Origin of the sequence: Streptomyces sp. NPDC096132 (genome assembly GCF_044763345.1) — a bacterium.
GTDB lineage: Bacteria > Actinomycetota > Actinomycetes > Streptomycetales > Streptomycetaceae > Streptomyces.
Genome location: NZ_JBIWGA010000020.1, coordinates 1 through 19055, shown reverse-complemented (window position 1 = coordinate 19055; position 19055 = coordinate 1). Strand labels below are relative to the sequence as shown.

17 protein-coding genes and 2 pseudogenes are annotated in these 19055 nt (G+C 72.1%); 7 read left to right on the top strand and 12 right to left on the bottom strand.

Annotated elements, in window-relative coordinates; all coding sequences use genetic code 11:
- Positions 1-8: 8 nt before the first annotated feature.
- The 5 genes and pseudogenes from ACIRF9_RS36635 to ACIRF9_RS36615 all read right to left on the bottom strand — a co-directional run bounded on the left by ACIRF9_RS36635 (position 9) and on the right by ACIRF9_RS36615 (position 4958).
- On the bottom strand, positions 9-1283 hold the full coding sequence (locus tag ACIRF9_RS36635; protein WP_403831335.1) for a glycosyltransferase: 1275 nt from the start codon (positions 1281-1283) through the stop codon (positions 9-11).
- Between the two features lie 213 nt (positions 1284-1496).
- Entirely contained in the window at positions 1497-2162 is a 666-nt protein-coding gene (locus tag ACIRF9_RS36630) for a type 1 glutamine amidotransferase (RefSeq protein ID WP_403831651.1), read from the bottom strand.
- A 119-nt stretch (positions 2163-2281) separates the two neighbouring features.
- Positions 2282-2521 (bottom strand): alpha-L-rhamnosidase C-terminal domain-containing protein, encoded by a 240-nt coding sequence (locus ACIRF9_RS36625; RefSeq protein WP_403831649.1) that lies wholly within the window; start codon positions 2519-2521, stop codon positions 2282-2284.
- A gap of 142 nt (positions 2522-2663) precedes the next feature.
- A pseudogene (locus ACIRF9_RS36620) lies at positions 2664-3380 on the bottom strand (hypothetical protein); the annotation flags it as partial.
- A gap of 90 nt (positions 3381-3470) precedes the next feature.
- Entirely contained in the window at positions 3471-4958 is a 1488-nt protein-coding gene (locus ACIRF9_RS36615; RefSeq protein WP_403831333.1) for a long-chain fatty acid--CoA ligase, read from the bottom strand.
- A gap of 149 nt (positions 4959-5107) precedes the next feature.
- Between ACIRF9_RS36615 and ACIRF9_RS36610 the strand changes: the two genes are divergently transcribed.
- Together ACIRF9_RS36610 and ACIRF9_RS36605 are read left to right on the top strand one after the other, a co-directional pair.
- A complete protein-coding gene (locus ACIRF9_RS36610; RefSeq protein ID WP_403831331.1) occupies positions 5108-6307 on the top strand; it encodes a PucR family transcriptional regulator in 1200 nt (399 codons plus the stop codon).
- Between the two features lie 212 nt (positions 6308-6519).
- A complete protein-coding gene (locus tag ACIRF9_RS36605) occupies positions 6520-7155 on the top strand; it encodes a TetR/AcrR family transcriptional regulator (RefSeq protein ID WP_403831328.1) in 636 nt (211 codons plus the stop codon).
- An 18-nt stretch (positions 7156-7173) separates the two neighbouring features.
- Here ACIRF9_RS36605 and ACIRF9_RS36600 read toward each other — a convergent pair whose 3' ends face one another.
- The 3 genes from ACIRF9_RS36600 to ACIRF9_RS36590 form a co-directional block, all read right to left on the bottom strand.
- Positions 7174-9453 (bottom strand): endonuclease, encoded by a 2280-nt coding sequence (locus ACIRF9_RS36600; protein WP_403831326.1) that lies wholly within the window; start codon positions 9451-9453, stop codon positions 7174-7176.
- 154 nt (positions 9454-9607) lie between these two features.
- Positions 9608-11515, bottom strand: a complete 1908-nt coding sequence (locus tag ACIRF9_RS36595) for a protein kinase (RefSeq protein WP_403831324.1) — start codon at positions 11513-11515, stop codon at positions 9608-9610.
- Positions 11516-11736: 221 nt separating this feature from the next.
- A complete protein-coding gene (locus tag ACIRF9_RS36590) occupies positions 11737-12480 on the bottom strand; it encodes an AraC family transcriptional regulator (protein ID WP_403831322.1) in 744 nt (247 codons plus the stop codon).
- 55 nt (positions 12481-12535) lie between these two features.
- Between ACIRF9_RS36590 and ACIRF9_RS36585 the strand changes: the two genes are divergently transcribed.
- The 3 genes and pseudogenes from ACIRF9_RS36585 (at position 12536) to ACIRF9_RS36575 (ending at position 14627) form a co-directional block, all read left to right on the top strand.
- On the top strand, positions 12536-13723 hold the full coding sequence (locus tag ACIRF9_RS36585; protein ID WP_403831319.1) for an MFS transporter: 1188 nt from the start codon (positions 12536-12538) through the stop codon (positions 13721-13723).
- A gap of 60 nt (positions 13724-13783) precedes the next feature.
- Positions 13784-13981 (top strand): annotated as a pseudogene (locus ACIRF9_RS36580) (transposase); the annotation flags it as partial.
- Between the two features lie 82 nt (positions 13982-14063).
- A complete protein-coding gene (locus ACIRF9_RS36575) occupies positions 14064-14627 on the top strand; it encodes a hemerythrin domain-containing protein (RefSeq protein WP_403831316.1) in 564 nt (187 codons plus the stop codon).
- A 35-nt stretch (positions 14628-14662) separates the two neighbouring features.
- On the opposite strand, the gene ACIRF9_RS36570 is transcribed toward ACIRF9_RS36575, so the two are convergent.
- From ACIRF9_RS36570 to ACIRF9_RS36560, 3 genes are read right to left on the bottom strand one after another with little or no spacing between them, the layout of a single operon-like run.
- Positions 14663-15325 carry a dihydrofolate reductase family protein gene (locus tag ACIRF9_RS36570; RefSeq protein WP_403831313.1) on the bottom strand — a complete coding sequence of 221 codons (663 nt, stop codon included), beginning with the start codon at positions 15323-15325 and terminating at the stop codon, positions 14663-14665.
- The gene (locus tag ACIRF9_RS36565; RefSeq protein ID WP_403831310.1) at positions 15325-15831 is read right to left on the bottom strand and encodes an SRPBCC family protein; all 507 of its coding nucleotides are present in this window, start codon (positions 15829-15831) and stop codon (positions 15325-15327) included. The genes ACIRF9_RS36570 and ACIRF9_RS36565 overlap by 1 nt, the downstream gene beginning before the upstream one ends.
- A 3-nt stretch (positions 15832-15834) precedes the next feature.
- Positions 15835-16176 carry an ArsR/SmtB family transcription factor gene (locus tag ACIRF9_RS36560; RefSeq protein ID WP_403831307.1) on the bottom strand — a complete coding sequence of 114 codons (342 nt, stop codon included), beginning with the start codon at positions 16174-16176 and terminating at the stop codon, positions 15835-15837.
- A gap of 66 nt (positions 16177-16242) precedes the next feature.
- On the opposite strand from ACIRF9_RS36560, the gene ACIRF9_RS36555 reads away from it, so the two are divergent.
- Positions 16243-16431, top strand: coding sequence for a hypothetical protein (locus ACIRF9_RS36555; RefSeq protein WP_403831304.1), 189 nt, complete (start codon positions 16243-16245; stop codon positions 16429-16431).
- A 130-nt stretch (positions 16432-16561) separates the two neighbouring features.
- On the opposite strand, the gene ACIRF9_RS36550 is transcribed toward ACIRF9_RS36555, so the two are convergent.
- A complete protein-coding gene (locus ACIRF9_RS36550; protein WP_403831302.1) occupies positions 16562-17077 on the bottom strand; it encodes a hypothetical protein in 516 nt (171 codons plus the stop codon).
- Between the two features lie 185 nt (positions 17078-17262).
- On the opposite strand from ACIRF9_RS36550, the gene ACIRF9_RS36545 reads away from it, so the two are divergent.
- Positions 17263-18933 (top strand): cellulase family glycosylhydrolase, encoded by a 1671-nt coding sequence (locus ACIRF9_RS36545; RefSeq protein ID WP_403831300.1) that lies wholly within the window; start codon positions 17263-17265, stop codon positions 18931-18933.
- The last annotated feature ends 122 nt before the right edge of the window (positions 18934-19055 follow it).

Genomic DNA, 19055 nt, shown 5'->3' with positions numbered 1-19055 from the left:
TGCGCGGGCTAGACCAGGAGCTTCCCCCCGCAGCGCGCCGTGCCCTCCTTCATAGCGATGAGGTTGGCGATGACATAGGAGATGCCGTTGTCGGAGTGCCAGTCGCTCGGGAAGCAGGTGACCAGGCGCGACGACTGGAAACGGGCCTCGATGTCGGGAACGAAGGCACGGTACTGGTTGTCCGTGTAGTACCAGAACGAGTTCTCGTTGTAGTAGGCGACATGCGTCGGGTCCTGGTACGCGCCGCGGCCGTCGGAGCTGGGCGTCATGGTGAGCAGCATGCCGCCGGGTGCCAGCAGCCGGTACAGCTCGTTGATCAGCGGCACCTTCGCGGGCACGTGCTCGAGGAAGTCCACCGCGCGCATGAGGCCGACGGAGTCGTCGGGCAGGTCCAGCTTCCCGGGCAGGGTCGCGACGATGTCGACCCCCGCGCCCGCCCGCTGGTCGACGCCCAGATAGCCCGGCGGCTTCCGGTGCGCCGCGCCGAGGTCCAGCGCGAGCAGTCCGCGCCGATGGGTCCAGGCGAGCGCGTTGGCCTCGATGTACTTGTCGTACAGGGCGACGGTCTCGCGCTGGATGTGCGCGTTGATCTCCGGGTCGCTCTGGGTGTTCGCGGAGTGCATCCGCTGCAGGTACAGGCAGCGGTCGATGTGGTGGAAGTCGCCGATGTGGAACAGGCGGCACATCAGGTCCTGGTCGTCCAGCACGGTACGGGTGGCGTCGTACCCGCCTGCCTTCTCGTAGGCGTCCCGACGGAAGGCCCGCACATGGTTGGGCGCGTACCAGATGTAGGCGACGTTGTGCGGTGTCGGCGCCAGGGAGAGGACCTGCAGTACCTTGCGGCCGTCGACCAGCACGTCCTCGTACTGCCAGCCGCACGACTCGTCAAAACGGCTCTCGTCCCGCTTCCCGTCCTCGGTGATCTGCGCGGTGTTGCTGTAGACGAGGACAATTTCAGGGTGCTCGTCGAAGGCCTTGCCCACCTCCGCCAGACAGTCCTTCGCCAGCAGGTCGTCGTGGTCGAGTTCCACGAGGATCTCGCCGCGGGCCAGCTCGCAGGCCCTGCGTTTGGTGGCACCCACGCCGGCGGCGTGGTCCGCGATCTCCACGCGGACCCGCTCGTCGGGGTGCTCCGGTCGCCATCTGGCCCCGTTGTTGAGCAGGACGATCCATTCCCAGTCCGTGCAGGTCTGCGCCTGCAGGGTCGTCAGGCACTCGTCGAGGAAACGGGGCCGGTGGCTGGGGGTGAAGACGGAGAACCTCGGGGTGGCGGTAGACGTCATCTGGTGCTCCCTGCGTGGCTCGATGTCGGTGAGGGCGGCCTGTGAGATTTCGGGCGGCGTCAGCACTTGGTGTGGCCCGCGGCGGTTCGGAGGGGCGACCACCATTTCCGCCGAGGTTACGAGTCCGCCCTGACGACGCTGCCGTTCGGCAGGCGACGGGGGAGAGGGACCACCCGAATGCACGCACGATTGCGCAGCCGGGGCGGGGCGCCCTCAGCCTGCCGCGCCTGCCGCCCCCACCGCCCCCACCGTCCCGTCCAGAAACCCGTCGACCAGGCGGCGCGTGTTCGCCCGGGCCGTCGGTTCCATGGCACGGCTGCGGGCGAGCAGCTCGTCGGGGTCCAGCCCCTGCCGTACGCACTGCTCGGCGCCCCCGAGTTCGAGCCAGCCGCGCACCATCCCGGTGGTGATCTCCGGATGGAACTGCACCCCGAGGCTGTTCCCGATCCGGAACGCCTGCGCGCACACGGCGTTGCGGGCCACCTCCTCGGCGCCGGGCGGCAGGACACAGTGGTCGTAGTGCCACTGGAACCAGGGCCCGGGGCCGACCAGGGACGGATCGTCGGTGTCGACCTCGACCCAGCCGATCTCGGGGCGCGGCGACGCCTCGACCGAACCGCCGAGGGCCGTGGTGAGCGCCTGTGCGCCGAAGCAGACGCCGAGCACCGGGACGCCGAGGTGGTGCGCCTTGCGCAGCAGCGCCAGCTCGCCGCCGATCCAGCGGCCCACGGCCGTCTCGTCGTACACCGACCAGGGGGCGCCGAGCGAGACGATCAGATCCCAGTCGGCGGCGTCGGGGAAGTCGAAGGCCACATCCGGGGCCTGGTGGCGCTCTTCGGGTACGACCGTCACGGCGGTGAGGTCGTACCCGCGCTCCATGAGCCGGGCGCCCACCAGGCCCGGCTCCGTGACGTGATCGTGCTGGACGACGAGTGCGCGCACCTGGATGCTCCTCCGGCTCTTGGGAGGGGCGTGACCCCCACCCGTACCATTTGGAGTCAAATAATATCGGTCGCCGCAGCCGCGAACGGATGGCGGATCGCCATTGGCGGCCAGGACGGCGTGCTGAACCCCTCGACGGTGAAGGTGTGGGTGCCGGAGCCCACCTCGAACGCGGGTTTGCCGTCCGGCAGGTCGACCACGGCGGTGGTGTTGGGCGGGACGACGACGGTGACCGTGAGGACGTCGTCGTGCCGCTCCCAGCCGGCTTCGCAGCGGCCGTACGGCGTCTCGTGCACCGCGCGGGCGGGCGAGGCCGCCGCCGGGCACCGGGGCGATGCGCAGTGTCCGCCAGCCGGGTGCGGCCTCGCCGAGACCGGCGACGGTGCGGTGCAGCCAGTCGGCGACCGCGCCGAGGGCGTAGTGGTTGAAGGAGGTCATCTCGCCCGGGTTCACCGTGCCGTCCGGCAGCATCGAGTCCCAGCGCTCCCAGACCGTCGTCGCGCCCATGGTCACGGGGTAGAGCCAGGACGGGCAGCCGGTCTCCAGGAGCATCCGGTAGGCGATCTCGGGCGCGCCGGCCAGGGTGAGCGCGTCGCAGATCAGCGGGGTGCCCGCGAAGCCGGTCCCGATCCGGAACCCGGCCCGGCGGACGATCTCCACCAGCCGCTCACCGGCTCGTTCCCGCTGCCGTTCGGTGGGCAGGAGGGCGAATCGCAACGCCAGGGTGTAGGCCGTCTGCGCGTCCGAGGCGAGCCGGCCGCCCGGGGTGACGAACTCGTCGGCGAAGGCGGCACGTACTCGTTCGGCGAGCCGCGCGTACCGGCGAGCGTGCTCCCGCTCGTCCAGCAGTGCCGCGACCTCGGCCATCACGGCGGCGGTGTGGGCCGTACAGGCGTTGGCCACCAGATCGCCGTCGGTCAGCGCCGCTCCCGGGTTCTCGGGCGGGGCGGCCGGGTCGAGCCAGTCGCCGAACTGGAAGTCGGCCCGCCACAGACCGCCGCCCTCCGTGACCGCTCCAGTTCGTCCGCCCAGCCGGACATCGACGAGTTCGACCTCGTAGGCGGTCTGCCGCCGCCCGCCTCCTCCTCGAACGCCTCGACGGCCGCACCACCCCCGTGGTCCACGAGGTACGGCCCGCCCTCGTCGTACGGGCATCGACGGCGGCGCCGCGCAGCTAGGGCTTGACCGGGCGCCGCGGTACCGTGCTTCACGCGCCGCACGAGACCCGTGCGGCGCGTTCCGTGCTCACCCCGCCGGGGCTGTGATCTCCCGCTTGAGGATCTTGCCGCTGGGGCCGGTCGGGAGTCTGTCCATGAGCCAGATCTGGCGGGGGTACTTGTACGCCGCCACCCGGTCCTTGACGAACTCCCTCAGCTCGTCCGGGGTGGCCTGGGCGCCCGGGCGCAGGACGACCGCGGCCGCGATCTCCTCGCCCAGGTGGGCGTGGCCCACGCCCACCACGGCGGCCAGGGCGACGGCCGGGTGCTCGTGGAGGACCTCCTCGATCTCGCGCGGGTACACGTTGTAGCCACCGCGGATGATCATGTCCTTCTTGCGGTCGACGATGTAGAAATAGCCGTCCTCGTCCTGCCGGGCGAGGTCACCGCTGCGCAGCCAGCCGTCCGGCACGGCGGCCGCCGTCTCCTCCGGGCGGTTCCAGTACCCCTTCATGACGTTCGGGCCCCGCACGACCAGCTCGCCGACCTCGCCGAGGGCCACGTCCTGCCCCTTGTCGTCCAGCAGCCGCACCCGCACGTCCTGGATCGGGGTCCCGATCGACCCGGCCTTGCGCGGCCGGTCCGGGTGGTTGAACGTCACCACCGGGCTGGTCTCGGACATGCCGAAGCCCTCCAGGATCATGCAGCCGAAACGCCGCTCGAAGCCGTGCAGGATCTCCACCGGCAGCGAGGCACCGCCGGAGACGCACATCCGCAGCGTCGACACGTCCGCCTCCGTCGGGTGCTGCAGCAGGGCCGCGTACATGGTGGGGACCCCTTCGAAGACCGTGGCACGGTCGTGCGCGATCGCGTCCAGCACCGCCTGCGGCTCGAAACGGGGGACCAGCGTGAGGGAGGCGCCGGCACGGACCGCCACGCTCATGGTGCAGATCTGGCCGAAGATGTGGAACAGCGGCAGACAGCCCACCACCACGTCGTCCGGTGTCATCCGCTGCACATGGACCGTGTTGACCTCGGTGTTGTGCCGCAGCCCGCCATGGGTGAGCGAGGCACCCTTGGGGCGGCCCGTGGTGCCGGACGTGTACAGCAGCACGGCCAGGTCCTCGTCGTCCGTGTCCGCCACGCCGGGCAGCGGCTCGTGCGCGGCCAGCAGACCGGCGAAGGCGGCCGGCTCCACGGCCAGGTGCCGCACCCCGGCGGCGGCCGCGCCCTGCGCGCCCTCACCCGGCGCCTGATGCCACTCGAACAGCAGCGCCGCCCCGGAGTCGGTGAGGTGGTACGCGGTCTCCCGCGCCTTCAGCAGCGGGTTCATCGGTACGACGATCGCCCCGGCGCGCAGCACGCCGTAGTACAGGACGACGAACTCGGGCACGTTGGGCAGCATCAGGGCCACCCGGTCGCCCGGCCGCACGCCCTCGGCCCGCAGCAGCGCGGCGGCGCGGGCACTGCGCTCGTCGAGCTCCGCGTACGCGGTGACCTGTTCGCCGAGGCGCAGAGCGGGACGGTCCGGCTGCCGCGCCGCCGTGTCCACCAGAAACGTCGCCAGATTGGCCATGACCGCCTCCACGCATGTCACCGTCGAAATACGCCGTTCACGTGCACGACATGGTGCTGGCGTATCCGGCGACGGCCTATGGGCAGCGGGACAGTGTCTCAGCGCACATCTTGTTCCCGCGAACAAGAAGGTGTGTCTAAGCTGCGGCAATGGATCTCTCGGGTGTGGCGTCGGCACTGCATGCGCGGCTGCCGGAACTGGGCGAGCGGATGGCGCAGCGCATCCGTTCCGACGTCGAGGCGTACCAGGACGAGTCGCTGATCCCGTTCGACTCGTTGCGCCGCTCCTGCACCGCAAACGCCGACCTCGTCCTCAGCCACTTCCACAGCGCCGGCGCCCCCGAGCCGAGTCCGGCCCGCGAGACCGGCCGTATCCGCGCCGAACAGGGCATGCCGCTGGCCGACACCCTGCACGCGTACCGGATCGGCTTCGAACTGCTGTGGTCGGAGATCATCGAGGAGTCCCGCACCCATCCGGAGGTGTCCGACGCCCAGCTGGTGTCCCAGTCGGCGGAGATCTGGGCGTTGTTCGGCCGTTACGCGGAGGCCGTGGCGGCGGCCCACCGGGAGACCGCCGCCGAGCTGACCCTGCAGCGCGAGTCGCGGCGCTCGGCGCTGGTGGAGGCACTGTTCACCGGCGTCATCTCCGACCGCACCACACTGTGGGAGGCCGCCTGTGAGCTGGGCCTTCCGGAGCAGGGCCCCTTCGCGGTCGTCGCGGCGGCGGCGGGCGCCCCCGGCGAGGAGCCCCTCGCGGGCATCGAGGCGGCCCTGCGTCAGGCGCAACTGCCCTCCGCCTGGCGGCTGTTGCCCGACCAGCAGATCGGTGTGGTCGCCCTGCCCGGGCCGGCGGCCGAACAGACCTGCCTGCGCACCCTGCGCCGCGCCCACGCCCGGGTCGGCGTCAGCCCGGGCTTCGACTCGCTGCGGGACGCCCCGCAAGCCCTGCGCTTCGCACGGCTGGCCCTGGCCGGTCTGCCGGGTGCCGGGCCCGGCGTCGCACGGTTCGACGACAATCCCCTCGCCATGCTCGTGGCCGCCGCGCCGGCCGAGGCGGCGCACCTGACGGAGGTGGTCCTCGCGCCACTGCTCGTCCTTCCCGCGGTCGAGCGGGCCCGCCTCCTGACCACCCTGGAACACTGGTTCGCCGCCGCCGGCTCCGCCGCGGACACGGCCCGGACCCTCTTCGTCCACCCCAACACCGTCCGCTACCGATTGCGCCGCGTGGAGGAGCTGACCGGCCGCTCCCTCTCCGACCCGCGCACGGCGGCGGACCTGGGCGCCGCGCTGCTGTCGGTCCGCACCAGGGGCGTGGGGCGCGCGGGGTCCCCGGCGGCGACGCGAGACTGACTGACTCCCCGACCAGGCGTGACTGATCTCCGTACGAGGCTCGACTGATCTCCGTCCGGCCCTCCGCCGCCAACCTGACAAGCGTCAAGCGAAGCCTCCGGGACTCCCTAAGATGGTCGCGGGACGATCAACAAGGAGTCATGGAGGCAGGCGTGGGAGCACGAGCCGAATCCGCGCGACGGCCGGGGCGCCCGGGAGCGGACACTCCCGCGGTGCCGGAGGAGGCGAGCATCCTGCGGCGTGGGCTCGAGGCCTTCGCCGAGCTGGGCTACGACCGGGCGTCCGCGCGCGAACTGGCCCGCCGTCTGGGCGTCAGCCACAACTTCATCAACGACCGGTACGGGTCGAAGGCCGCGTTCTGGCGCTCGGTGGTGGACGCCGCCCTGGGGGCGCAACTGGCCCGGCTGCCCGAGGTGGACCCCTCGGTCGACGACGCCGAGCGGCTGCTGCGGATCATCTCGGGCTTCTACCGGACCGCGGTGGACGAACCGCTCGTGGGACGGCTCCTCCTCAACGAGCTCAACCAGGAGACCGAGCGGCTGGACTACCTCTACGAGCGGTTCATCGAGCCGACCCTGCGGCTCCTGGCGCCCAGTATCGACCGGCTGGTGGCCTCCGGGCGGATGGGACCCGTCCCGATGGACGTGCTGTTCTTCGCCGTCATCCCTCCGGTCGCGGGCATGGTGGAACTGCCGCTGGCACGGCGCCTGGGCCGACCCGAGGCCGCCTCTCCGGAACAGCTCACGGCCACGGCGGAGACGCTGGCGGGGATCGTCGTCAACGGGCTGCTCGCGACGGGGACGGAGACGGGGACAGGGACAGGGACAGGGACGGGGACGCGCGGCTGATTCCCGCGGTCCTCGCGCTCACCGGCGCCACACCCCGGAGAAGTCGATCCGGTGGGCCCAGTCCGGGTGGTCGACGAGCGGGTTGCGATTCCCCTGGATCTCCGCGGCGGCGGCGTTGCGGTGCAGCTCGTACTCGCTCACCGGTTCGTTGTCGTGCCAGGTCAGCAGGGTGGGCAGGCGCGCCTCGGGGAACTCTCCCGGCGCGTCGCCGACCAGCCCCGGGTAGCGCAGCAGGAAGTACAGGGTGGCCCGGGCGACCGGCCCCTTGCCCCGTTCCGGCTCGAACCCCTCCTCCTCGCGCATCCCACAGGCGTCGCGAACCGCTTCCCGGAAGCCGGGGAAGTCGACGTAGGGGAAGTTGCCGCGGAAGCTGTTGCAGCCGGTCTCGCACGCGAACAGGTGGTGCAGATCGCCCCGCATGGGCTCCAGCTTGGCGAACCACGACTGCGGCACGACGTGTTCGCAGTTGAACGGCATCGAGTCCTCCAGGGCGTCGAACTCGGCCCCGAACTCGGCCGGGCCCGCCGTGCTCTCGCGCAGCAGGAGTTCCCTGACCCGCGCCAGCCGGGTCCTCGCGACGGCGGCGTCGGCCCGTATGAACTCCTCCGGCGGGAAGTCCCTGCCGGAGTAGATGCTGTGCAGCCGGCCGTCCTCGTGCAGGTCGACCCACGGATACACCAGGCGGATCGGCTTGTACCGGGGCCGCGGCGCGTGCGTCCGCTCCAGCAGGTCGGTGAGCGCGTGGCGCAGCGCGTCGCCGCCGGTGTCGCCGATGTCGGCGTAGTAGGCGTCGCGGGCGGCCCGGTCGGCGGTCGGGTCGTAGTACGGACGGTCCTGGGCGAGGCGGAGGTTGACCAGGGCGGCGGTCACGTCCTTCTCGACGGCCGAGGCCGCTTCGGTCCCGTCGGCCGGGGCCGTCACCGGCGGGGCCGAGCCGGTCGGTCCCGCCGTGGGGACCGGCGGCGGGGCGGTGGGCGGTGCGGGTGGGGGCCCGGTGGGCGTGGGTGCCGAGGGCGTCCCGGGGACGGGCTGCGCCCCGGTGACACCGGCCACCGGGTACCCCGACGGGCCGAGCCCGATCGTGATCCAGAGCGGGACGGTGATCTGTGCGGTGCCGTCGGTGACGTACGCCGCCCGTGTTCCGTCGGCCCCGGCGGTCCCGTCGGCGGAGGCCGTGGGCGCCGGTGCGCTCTCACCCGGCGCCGGAGCCGCCCGCACCGGCGACACCGCGGGCCCCGCGGTGAACACCTCGTCCCGCAGCCGGGCGGCCTCGCCTGCCGGGGTCATCGTGTGCAGGGCGCCCAGCACCCGGCTGATCCGCACCCCCTCGTTGGCCTTCCACGCCAGCCGCTCCTCACCCGCCTCGGGCCGCCAGACCGTGCCGTCGACGCTCAGCGGCCGGCCCTGCTCGTCGGTCTCGGGGACGGCCGAGTGGTGCAGCGCCACGACCTCCCACTGGTCGTTGAAGACCGGCGAACCCGAGGACCCCGGTCGGGTGTCGGACTCGTAGTGCAGGAAGTCGTCCAGGACGTCCACGACCTGGTTGTCGCGCAGCGCGAGCTGTTTGGGCTCGCCGCGGGGATGCTGGACGATGTTGACGAACTCCCCGATGACGACCTTGCCCTGCGCCTCGCTGAGCGTCAGCCGCCCGAACGACGACAGGACCTCGCCCCGCGTGCCGCGCTCGGCGACCGCGACGAGGCTGAAGTCCAGTTCCGGGTCGGTGACGAAGAACCGCTGCGGCTCCAGCCGGAAGACCGCCGGCACGAGCGGAGCGCCGCCGATCCCGTCCTGGAAGGCGAACGCGACCTCGCCGCGCGCCGCCTCCTCCGGGGAGCCCAGGACGTGGTGATTGGTCAGCAGCAGGGCGGGGGAGACCAGGAAGCCGGTGCCGTGGCCGCCACCGGGCCCGCTGATGGTGATCCGGCCGACCGGGCGGGCGGCCAGGGCACCCTCCTCCAGGAACGCGACCGGGGTGAGGTTGTTGCGCCCGAGGAGCCGTTCCAGGCCCAGCACCTCGCTGCCGAAGCTGTCCGGCGGCAGCAGCAGGGTGCTCCCCGCCGAGGCGGCGGGATCCGATGGCGTCCGCTCGATCGCCCGGGCCAGCGACCAGTCGGCGCCCAGCCGGGCCAGCCGCTTCTCGACGCGCTCGGGGTCGTCGGCGTACAGCACACCGTTCGCCGCGAGCACCGCCTTGTTCCGTTCGCGCCGCCCGGTCCGCTCCGCGTAGCGCCGGGCGGCCTTCGTCAGCTGGGACCGGTAGTCCGATGCGCGCTCGCTGAGGAGTTCCGTAGTCATGGGTGAGCCCCCTCGACCCTCTTGCCATCCCCGGTGAACAACTGCCCTGGCAGACAGTCCCGTTGGCCTGCAGGGCCGTCACCGGCACCAGCTGTCGGGCAGAGAGATTTCTCCTTAATTGTTACCTTTCCGGGTGACCTGTGCCAATCGGAGGTCAGTCCTCGGCGCGCAGCGCGACCCAGGTGTCGTGGGCCACGACACCGTCGGCCGACAGGCCCTCGTCGCCCTGGAAGGCACGCACCGCGCTCTCCGTGTCGGGCCCGAACTCACCGTTCACGCCGGCGCTTCCCACGCCGTACCCGCGTTTCGTCAGCATGCACTGCACCTGCAACACCTTCTTGCCGCTGTCCCCTTGGCGGGTGAGTCCGTTGCCGTTGTAGTAGGTGCAGTCGGTGTTCCAGGGCTGGTCGGCGGGCTCGGCCGAGGGGGTGGTGGGGGCAGTGCTGGGATCGGCGGACGTGCCGGTGCCGGCGCTCGCCGTGGCGGGGGCGCCGGGTTCGCTCCCGGTGCTTGTCGAACCGGAGGCTCCGGGTGCACCGGGCTCGGCGGAGCCGCTGCCGTCGTCGACGTCGGCGCGCCCGTTGGCCGAGCCCGCCGCGGAGGCCTTGTCCGCCACGCCGGGTGTTCCCGGCAGGGCGGCGTTGCCGGGCAGGTCACCGGACACGCTGTCGGTCGCCGTCACAACGTCCCCCGGAGGGGCGGCGGTTGCCGGACCGTCCGGGCGGACGAGCACGAGCACACCCGCGGTGACCGCGCAGACGGCGGCACCCGCCGCGACGACCAGGACACCCTTCCGGCGGGTCCAATGCCGGGATCCCTTGGGGGATAACGCTTCTGACGCTGCCTCAGGGGATGCGGAGGCGGACGCGGAGGCCGATGCGTGGGCCGACGCGGAGGCGAGCGGAGACTGTGATGCGTGGGCCGACGCGGGCACGGGTGCCTCGTCCCACGACGCGGCTTCGGGACCGGCCTGAGCGGGCGGGGCGGCGACGCCCGGGGGTGCGGGGCGGCTCACCGGCGCGGGCGGGGGTGTCGGGGAGGCCGGGGCGCGGCGCACCGAGGGGCGCAGCCGGGCCGCCCGCTCCACGGGGATCCGGTGCAGCGTCTCGTACGCCCGCTGCCGGGCCACCACCTCGGCGTGGAGCGGCTCGGGCCAGTCGGACGCTCCGGCCCGTGCCCCGGCGAGTTCGATCAGGTCCGCCGCGGTGGGCCGCCGGTCGGGCTCCTTGGCCAGACATTGCGCCAGCAGCGCGGCGAGCTCCGGGTCGGCCGCGGAGACGGCGGCGGTCACCTGGGGATCGGGTTCCTCGAACGCCACCCGGTGCATCACGTCGACCCCGGTGCCGTCGCCGAACGGGGCGCGCCCGGTCGCCGCGTAGACCAGGGTCCCGGCCAGCGAGAACACGTCCGACGCGCTGTCGCAGTGGCCCGTCCTGAGGTACTCCGGCGACATGTAGGCCGGGGTGCCCACCCGGTTTCCGGTGCCGGTGAGCGCACTCGCGTCCGCGGCCTTGGAGATCCCGAAGTCGATCAGATGCGTGCCCTGGACGGACAGCAGGACGTTGGACGGCTTCAGATCCCGGTGCACGACCTCCGCGGCGGACAGGGCGGCGAGCGCCCGCCCCAGGTCCGCCGCCAGCCGCCACACGGTGACCGTGGGCAGGGCGCCGTCCCCGCGTACGGCGTCCGTCAGGTCGAGCCCGGGGACGTACTCGGTGGCCATCCACAGCAACTCGTCCTCGAACCCCGTACCGCACAGCCGGGGCGCGTACGGCGGGCCGAGCCGCGCGTGCACGGCCGCCTCGCGCTCGAAACGGCGCTGGAAGCGGACGTCCTCGGCGTACTCCGGCCGGATCACCTTCACCGCGAACAGCCCCGGGGCGTCGTCGGCCGCCCGGGCCAGATAGACCCGTCCCATCCCGCCGCTGCCGAGCAGCGCCAGCGGCACATAGGGACCGACACGGTCCGGATCGCCCACCCGCAGGGGTGCGGCGCCGGTCTGCCGCAGCGCGGCGGCCTCGTCGGCCGGGGCACTCGGTGGGATCGGCCGCTGGTCAGTCACGGAACTCCCGAAGTGATGTTCGCCGTACGCCAGTTCGTTCTGGGGTGGGGAGAACGAGGCTAGCCCAGTCGCCGCGTGTGCTCAGGGTTTCAAACACTTCCGTGACCTGTGATCACCGAGGCCCAGGGGGTGTCTTGTGGATCTTGCCGGGGTCGCGGGCCCTGGCACGCGCCCCCCAGAGGGGGGACCTTTGATGGCTCGAGCGCTGGCTGGGTCCTGTGTCAGGTGGTGGGGCGGGTGCCGGGGGTGTGGCCGAAGGTGCGGCGGAAGACGTTGATGAAGGTGCTGGCGGAGGACCAGCCGCAGTGGTGGGCGACGGTGGTGACGGGGGTGTCGTCGGCCAGAAGGATCAGGGCGTGGTGGAGCCTGATCTGGGTGCGCCACTGGGGGTAGGTGAGGCCGAGGTCGTCGCGGAGGCGGCGGGAGAGGGTGCGGGCGCTGGCGCCGATCTGGCGCCCGAGGTCGTCGAGGGAGCGGTTGTCGGCCGGGTCGGTGCGCAGGATGTCGTGCAGTTCGCGGAGCAGGGGGTCGGTGGGGGCCGGCAGGTGCAGGGGCTGTTCGGGGGAGATGGTGAGCTGGTCGAGCATGACGGCGCGCAGGCGGTGGTGGGGTGGGCTGTCGTTGTCGGGGTCGCGGGTGTAGGCGACGATGAGTTCGCGCAGGAGGGGGCTGACGGTAAGGACTGCCGGTTCGTCCAGGCCGAGAGGGTTGTCGGTGGTGGGCAGGCCGACAAGGTGGAGGTCGAGTTCGCCGTGTGCCTGATGCTGGTGGACGGTGCCGGCGGGGATCCAGAGCGCGCGGGTGGCGGGGGCGATCCAGGAGCCGGCGTCGGTGGTCACCGCGATGGTGCCGCGGCTGGCGTAGGCGATCTGGTGGTCGTCGTGGCGGTGCGCGTCGATCTCGCCGCCGGAGGCCAGGCGCTGGGTCCGGGTCGGCGCGACAGGGGTGTGGCGGATTTTCTGCATCACCTGTCAATCTATCGAAAGCGCGACACCGGGTGCTTCTCCCAGCATGGGAGGGGTGCGAAGGAATACATCGATCTCCCTGCTGGCCGTGGGGCACGCCTGCGTCGACATCTACCAGGGCGCCGTCGCGGCGCTGATCCCGTTCTTCGTGGCCGAACGGGACTACACCTACGCGGTCGCCTCCGGCATCGTGCTGGCCGCGTCCCTGCTGTCGTCGGTGGCCCAGCCGCTGTTCGGGGTGCTCACCGACCGGTGGGCGATGCCGTGGTTGCTGCCAGTCAGCACGCTGCTGGGCGGGGTGGGCATCGCGCTCAGCGGCCTGAGCGGCTCCTACGGGCTCACCCTGCTCTTCGTCGCCGTCTCCGGCATCGGCGTGGCCGCCTACCACCCGGAGTCGGCCCGTGTGGCCCGGCTGGCCAGCGAAGGCAGTCACAGCGCGATGGGCTTGTTCTCCCTCGGTGGCAACATCGGCTTCGCGCTCGCCCCACTCATGGTGTCGGCCGCGATCGGACACGGCTCCCTGCAGTGGACACCCGTCCTCGTCCTGCCCGCCCTCGCCGGCGCCGCCCTGTGCGTGCCCGTCCTGCGGATGCTCGCCCGGCCGCAGGCCGGCACGGCCAAGACGCAGGTGCCCCGCGGCGCGGACGATGTGGCCTCGTTCGTGAGGCTGTCCCTGGCGGTCGTCTTCCGCTCCATCGTGTTCACCGGCCTGAGCACCTTCATGTCCCTCTACGCCCAGCAGCGCATGCAAGGCAGCACCACCGCAGGGACCGTCGCCCTGTTCCTGCTGTTCCTGGGCGGCGCCGTCGGCTCGGTCCTGGGCGGATCCCTGGCCAACCGCTACGACCGCGTTCGCGTCTCGCGCTGGTCCTACCTGCTCTCCATCGCCGCCGTCACCGGAGTGATCTACGCACCAGGCCCGGCCATGTTCCTCTTCGTGGCCCTCACCTCCGCCGGCCTGTACGTCCCCTTCTCCCTCCAGGTCACCCTTGGCCAGGACTACCTGCCTTCCCGCATCGGCACCGCCAGCGGCGTCACCCTCGGCCTCACCGTCAGCATCGGCGGCCTCATCAGTCCCCTGCTGGGGCACCTCGCCGACTCCACCACTCTCCAGACCGCCCTCACCCCCCTGATCGCCATGCCCGCTCTGAGCTGGCTCCTCTTCCGCGCCCTGCCCGAACCCACCGCCCCCGGCACCCGGGCCGCCACACCCGCGCCCGTATCCGCACGACACGGCGCGTAGGCCCGCACGGACCGGTGACCACACGCATGGCCCGCCGGGCGGACGAGGACGTGTCCGAGCATGGATCCTGCCGTCCGCCGGGGCGAGCTGACGGAAACGGCGTGGGAGCGGAGAGCGCCCTTGCTGCCGAGAGTCGACGGGCGGGGACGGCCGTGGCGGAACCACCGGCAGGTCATCAACGGCGTGCTGTGTCAGACGCCTCCCGGCGCCGCCGGTTCCCCGGCCCGTGTCCGGGACTCCCGGGAGCGGGCCGGGCCGAAGTTCAAGGGGCGGCGGCCGGGGCACCCGGGGCGTGGCGGGTCCGTCCGGGAGCCGCCGGGTCCGGCTGGAGGTGGACGACATGGGTCATGGTGGAAACGTCATCGACGAGCTGGTGACCGATCACCGCGAGGTCGAGGAGTTCTTCGGGAAGATCGAGCGGCTGCCCTCGGGGCACAAGGACCGAAAGCTGTACGCGGACCAGGCCACGATGGAGCTGGTCCGGCACTCGGTGGCCGAGGAGGCCTATCTCTACCCGGCGGTGCGCGAGCACGTCACCGGCGGTGACGCGCTGGCCGACAAGGAACTGAAGGATCACGCAGAGGCCGAGCGGATCATGAAGGTTCTGGAGGGCCGCGCGGCGGACGACGAGGACTTCGACCGGCTCGTGGAGATGCTGATGCGGGAGATCCGCGAGCATGTGGCCGACGAGGAGCAGAACCTCTTCCCCCGGCTGCGTGCCTCGTGTCCGGCGGAAGCCCTGGACAGCCTGGGGGACAAGGTCCGGATGGCGAAGAAGACGGCGCCGACCCGGCCCCACCCGGCCGCCCCGGACAAGCCCCCGGCCAACAAGATGCTGTCACCGGGCGTCGGCATGGTCGACCGCCTGCGCGACGCCCTGTCCGGCCGCGGCAAGCGGGCGTGACGGCCGAGCGGGCCCGATGGGGAGTGGTGGCGCGGCTACCGTGGGTGCGCGGCGTAGGTCAGGTGCGTCACCCGCGACGACGGCTCCGAACGGACCGGCTCCAGTGCGATCCTGGACGCGTCCACGCCGTCGAACAGGCGGGTGCCGGCGCCGAAGAGCACCGGTGACAGCGCGATCGAGAACTCGTCGACCAGGCCGGCGTTCAGGTACTCCAGGATCGTCGCGCCGCCGCCGGCGATGCGGACATCGCGGTCGCCGGCGGCCTCGCGGGCCTGGGTGAGGGCGTGCTCGATGCCGTCGACGAAGTGGAACGTGGTGCCGCCGGGCCGCTCCCACGGGTCTCGCTCGGTGTGCGTCACGACGAAGACCGGGGTGTGGAAGGGGGCCTCCTCGGGCCATGACTGCTCGCCGAGGTCGAACATGCGCTTGCCCATGACACTCGCGCCGGTGCGCTCGAACGTCTCCCGCGCGATGTCGTTGTCGCGGCCCTCCTCGCCGCCCTCGCCCAGCTTCAGGTTCTCCCGGAAGAACCGCAGCGGGAACACCCACTGCTGCAGCTCCGCCCACTGCGCCATCCAGCGCCGAACGTCCGGGTGGTTCTGCTTGTCGGGCGCCAAGAAGCCGTCGACGGGCGGGGACTCGGGCGCGACGTAGCCGTCCAGCGACATCGTCACGCTGAAGAACACCTTCCCGGCCATCAGTCCTGCGCCCCCTTCCGCGCGAGGTCGGTCACGTAGTCCGCCAGGCTGCTCAGGGTCTGCCGGCCGCCCTCGATCGCGTGGTACTTCTCGACCGCCTCGTCGCGCAGTTCCTTGGTGGGGAACACCGTGCGCATCACGATCCGCGTCGCCGCGCCGTCCGGCGTGAACGTCAGGACCGACTCGAAGGCGTTCGGGTCGTCGCGGGACTCACCGTGCAGCAACTCGATCCGCTCCGGCGGGGCGATCCGCAGCCAGCGGATCCACTCGGAGTAGTCCGTCCCGTCCGGCCCGTGCAGCACGAACTCCCACTCCCCGCCCTCGCGGAACTCGAAGGACCGCGTGGTGGTGGTGAACCCCTCCGGACCCCACCACCTCGACAGGTGCCGGACCTCGGTGAACGCCTCGAACACCAGCTCCCGCGGGGCGTCGATGACCCGGGAGATCACGATCTCCCGGTCGGCCGTCGCCTGCTCCGCCCGCGTTTCTCGCCTTGCCCCTGCCATCGGTCATTCCTCCTGCCGTGACTGCCTGAGGTCCTGCACGTAGGTGTCCAGCCGGTCGAAACTCTCGTTCCAGAACCGCTCGAAACCGCCGACCCACTCGTGGACCGGCCGCAGCCCGCGGGCGTCCAGGCCGTAGAGGCGCTGCTTGCCCACCCCGCGGACCCGCACCAGCCCCACCTCCCGCAGCACCCGCAGGTGCTTGGACGCCTGCGGCTGGCTCATCCCCAGCTCCTGCGCCAGGTCGGTCACCGGCCGCTCGCCCGCCCGCAGCAGCGCCAGGATGTCCCGGCGCTGCGGCTCGGCTATCGCGTTGAACGCGTCCGACGTCGTCGCTGCTCGTGCCATGGCAGCCATCATATTCCTATATCGGAATACGTCGAGCCGGCTCGGGAATCGGGCGAGTGTTGTCGGATGACGACTGCCTTGGCGTCACCTGGAGCGAGCGCGAGCCGGGCGCTGATCGAGCCGGTGATCGCCGCGTGGAAGGCGGGCCGGTACGAGATGCGGGAGATCGTCCACGCGCTCCTCTGTCAGGGGCCCCACCGGCTGCCAGGCGTGACGACAGCAGGCCCAGCCCGCCCGACAGTCGAGCACCCCTGACGGTGAACGGCCCTGACGATCAGGCGGGCCCACGGCCCAGCAGCCCCGACACCTGCCCTGCCCCTCGTACGACTGGCGCCTCGGCCCTCAGGCGCTCAGCGCTCAGGCCCCCGCACCAAGCCCCTACCCCTCAGGCGGCCAGCTCCTCGTCCCGCCCCAGCCGGTCCAGGAGGCGGTCGTGGTGGAGGGCCGCCACGGGGGCGACCAGGTCGGGGTGGCGCAGGAGGGCCGCCGCTCGGCGGTCGTGGTCGTCGGGAGTGGTCAGACGTCGGAACTCCACCGGCGCACCGCTCGTGTGGGTGCCCCCGGTGAGGCCGGCCACCGCCCGTGCGGCCAGGTCGGGATCGGCGAGCAGGCCGGCCGCCCAGCTCGCCACGACCTCGTCGACCCAGCTGCGCCAGGCGGCGTCGTCCGGGTCCTCCTCGGCGCCGCTCATCCAGTCCAGCGCGGCCGAGCCGCCGGGCCCGGCCATCCCGACCAGCGCCGCGTCCGTCGCCGTCGGATAGCGCAGCCATGCCGCGACCGTGACCGCCTGGCGGGCCTGTGCCTCACAGAGGGCGGCGGCGAGGGCGCCGCCGGACGCGGGATAGGCGCGGATCAACCACTGGGTGGTCGCGGCGATGAGCGGGGCGAGGTCTGCGAGCACTGGGGACCGTCCGGGCGGGTGCGGGAGGCGGGGTGCAGGGGGGAGAGGGGTTGCGGGGTTCTTCGGAAACGGTAGCGGAGCACTGCGCGGTCTCTTGACGTGTACTTGGCACAGTGGCTTGATGGGAGCGCTCCCACACTCCGGAACATCCCCCCTGCCTTCTTGGCCTCACTCCTGGAGTCGCAGTGAGAACGACAAGAAGCACGACCGGCAGCCCGCCGCGAAAGAGCCCCCTGCCCACCCTGCTGACCAGGCTGGCGATCCTCCTCGGCCTGGTCGCCCTCGGCGTCCTCGCCCCGGCCCCCGCCCAGGCCCGCTCCGACGACCTCGCCGCCACCGGCCTCCACATCGCCAACGGCCGGTTGCTCGAAGCCAACGGGAACGATTTCGTCATGCGTGGCGTCAATCACGCCCACACCTGGTACCCCGGCGAGCTCCAGTCGCTGGCCGACATCAAGGCGTTGGGCGCCAACACCGTCCGCGTCGTCCTCGCCGACGGCCACCGCTGGAGCGCGAACAGCGCCTCGGACGTGGCGAACGTCATCACCCAGTGCAAGGCCAACCGCCTCATCTGCGTCCTCGAGGTGCACGACACCACCGGCTACGGAGAGGACAGCGCGGCCGGCACCCTCGACCAGGCCGCCGACTACTGGATCGGCCTCAAGGACGTCCTGGCCGGCCAGGAGAACCACGTCGTCATCAACATCGGCAACGAGCCCTGGGGCAACACGAACCCCGAAGGCTGGACCGATCCCACCATCGCCGCGATCAAGAAGCTGCGCGCCGCCGGCTTCCAGCACACGATCATGGTGGACGCGCCCAACTGGGGCCAGGACTGGCAGGGCGTGATGCGCGCCAACGCCCAGTCCGTCTACGCCGCCGACACCACCGGCAACCTGATCTTCTCGATCCACATGTACAGCGTCTTCGACACCGCGGCGGAGATCACCGACTACCTCAACGCCTTCGTCACCGCGAAACTGCCCATCCTGATCGGCGAGTTCGGCGGTCCGGCCGACCAGTGGGGCGACCCGGACGAGGACACCATGATGGCCACCGCCGAGCAGCTCGACCTGGGCTATCTGGCCTGGTCCTGGAGCGGCAACACCGACCCGATCCTCGACCTGGCGACCGACTTCGACCCCACGCGGCTCAGCTCCTGGGGCCAGCGCGTCTTCAACGGCGCCAACGGCATCGCCCAGACGGCGAAGGAGGCCACGGTCTACGGCGGCACCCCGGGCGACACCCAGGCGCCGACCACCCCCGGCACCCCGACCGCCTCCGGTGTGACCGCCACCAGCGCGGCCCTCACCTGGACCGCCGCGACCGACAACGTCGGCGTCGCCGGGTACGACGTCGTCCGCGTCGCGGGCGGCACCGAGACCACCGTCGCCGCGTCCACCACCAACGGCGTCACCGTGACCGGCCTCAGCGCCAGTACGGCGTACACCTTCGCGGTCTACGCCCGGGACGCCGCCGGCAACCGTTCGGCCCGCTCGGGCACGGTCACCGTCACCACGACCGGCGCACCCGCCACGCCCTGTTCCGTCGGCTACCGCGTCGTGGGCGAATGGCCCGGCGGCTTCCAGGGCGAGATCGCGATCCGCAACCCCGGCACCGCCGCGATCAACGGCTGGAAGCTCGTCTTCACCTTCGCCGACGGGCAGACCGTGACCAACATGTGGGGCGGGACCCCCACCCAGAGCGGCGGCACGGTCAGCGTCGCCCCCGCGTCGTACACCTCCACCATCCCCGCCGGCGGCTCGGTCACCGTCGGCTTCCTCGGCAGCAAGGGTGCCACCAACACCGCACCGACCGCCTTCACGCTCAACGGCACCACCTGCGCGACCACGTGACATTCCCCGCCTCCGGCCGGCCGACGGGCGCTCACCCCGCCCCCCCCCCCCCCCCCGGCCGCGCGCGCCCCGCCCCCGGGGGGGCCCGCGCGCCAAAAACACCCCCCAAAACACGGTGGCGG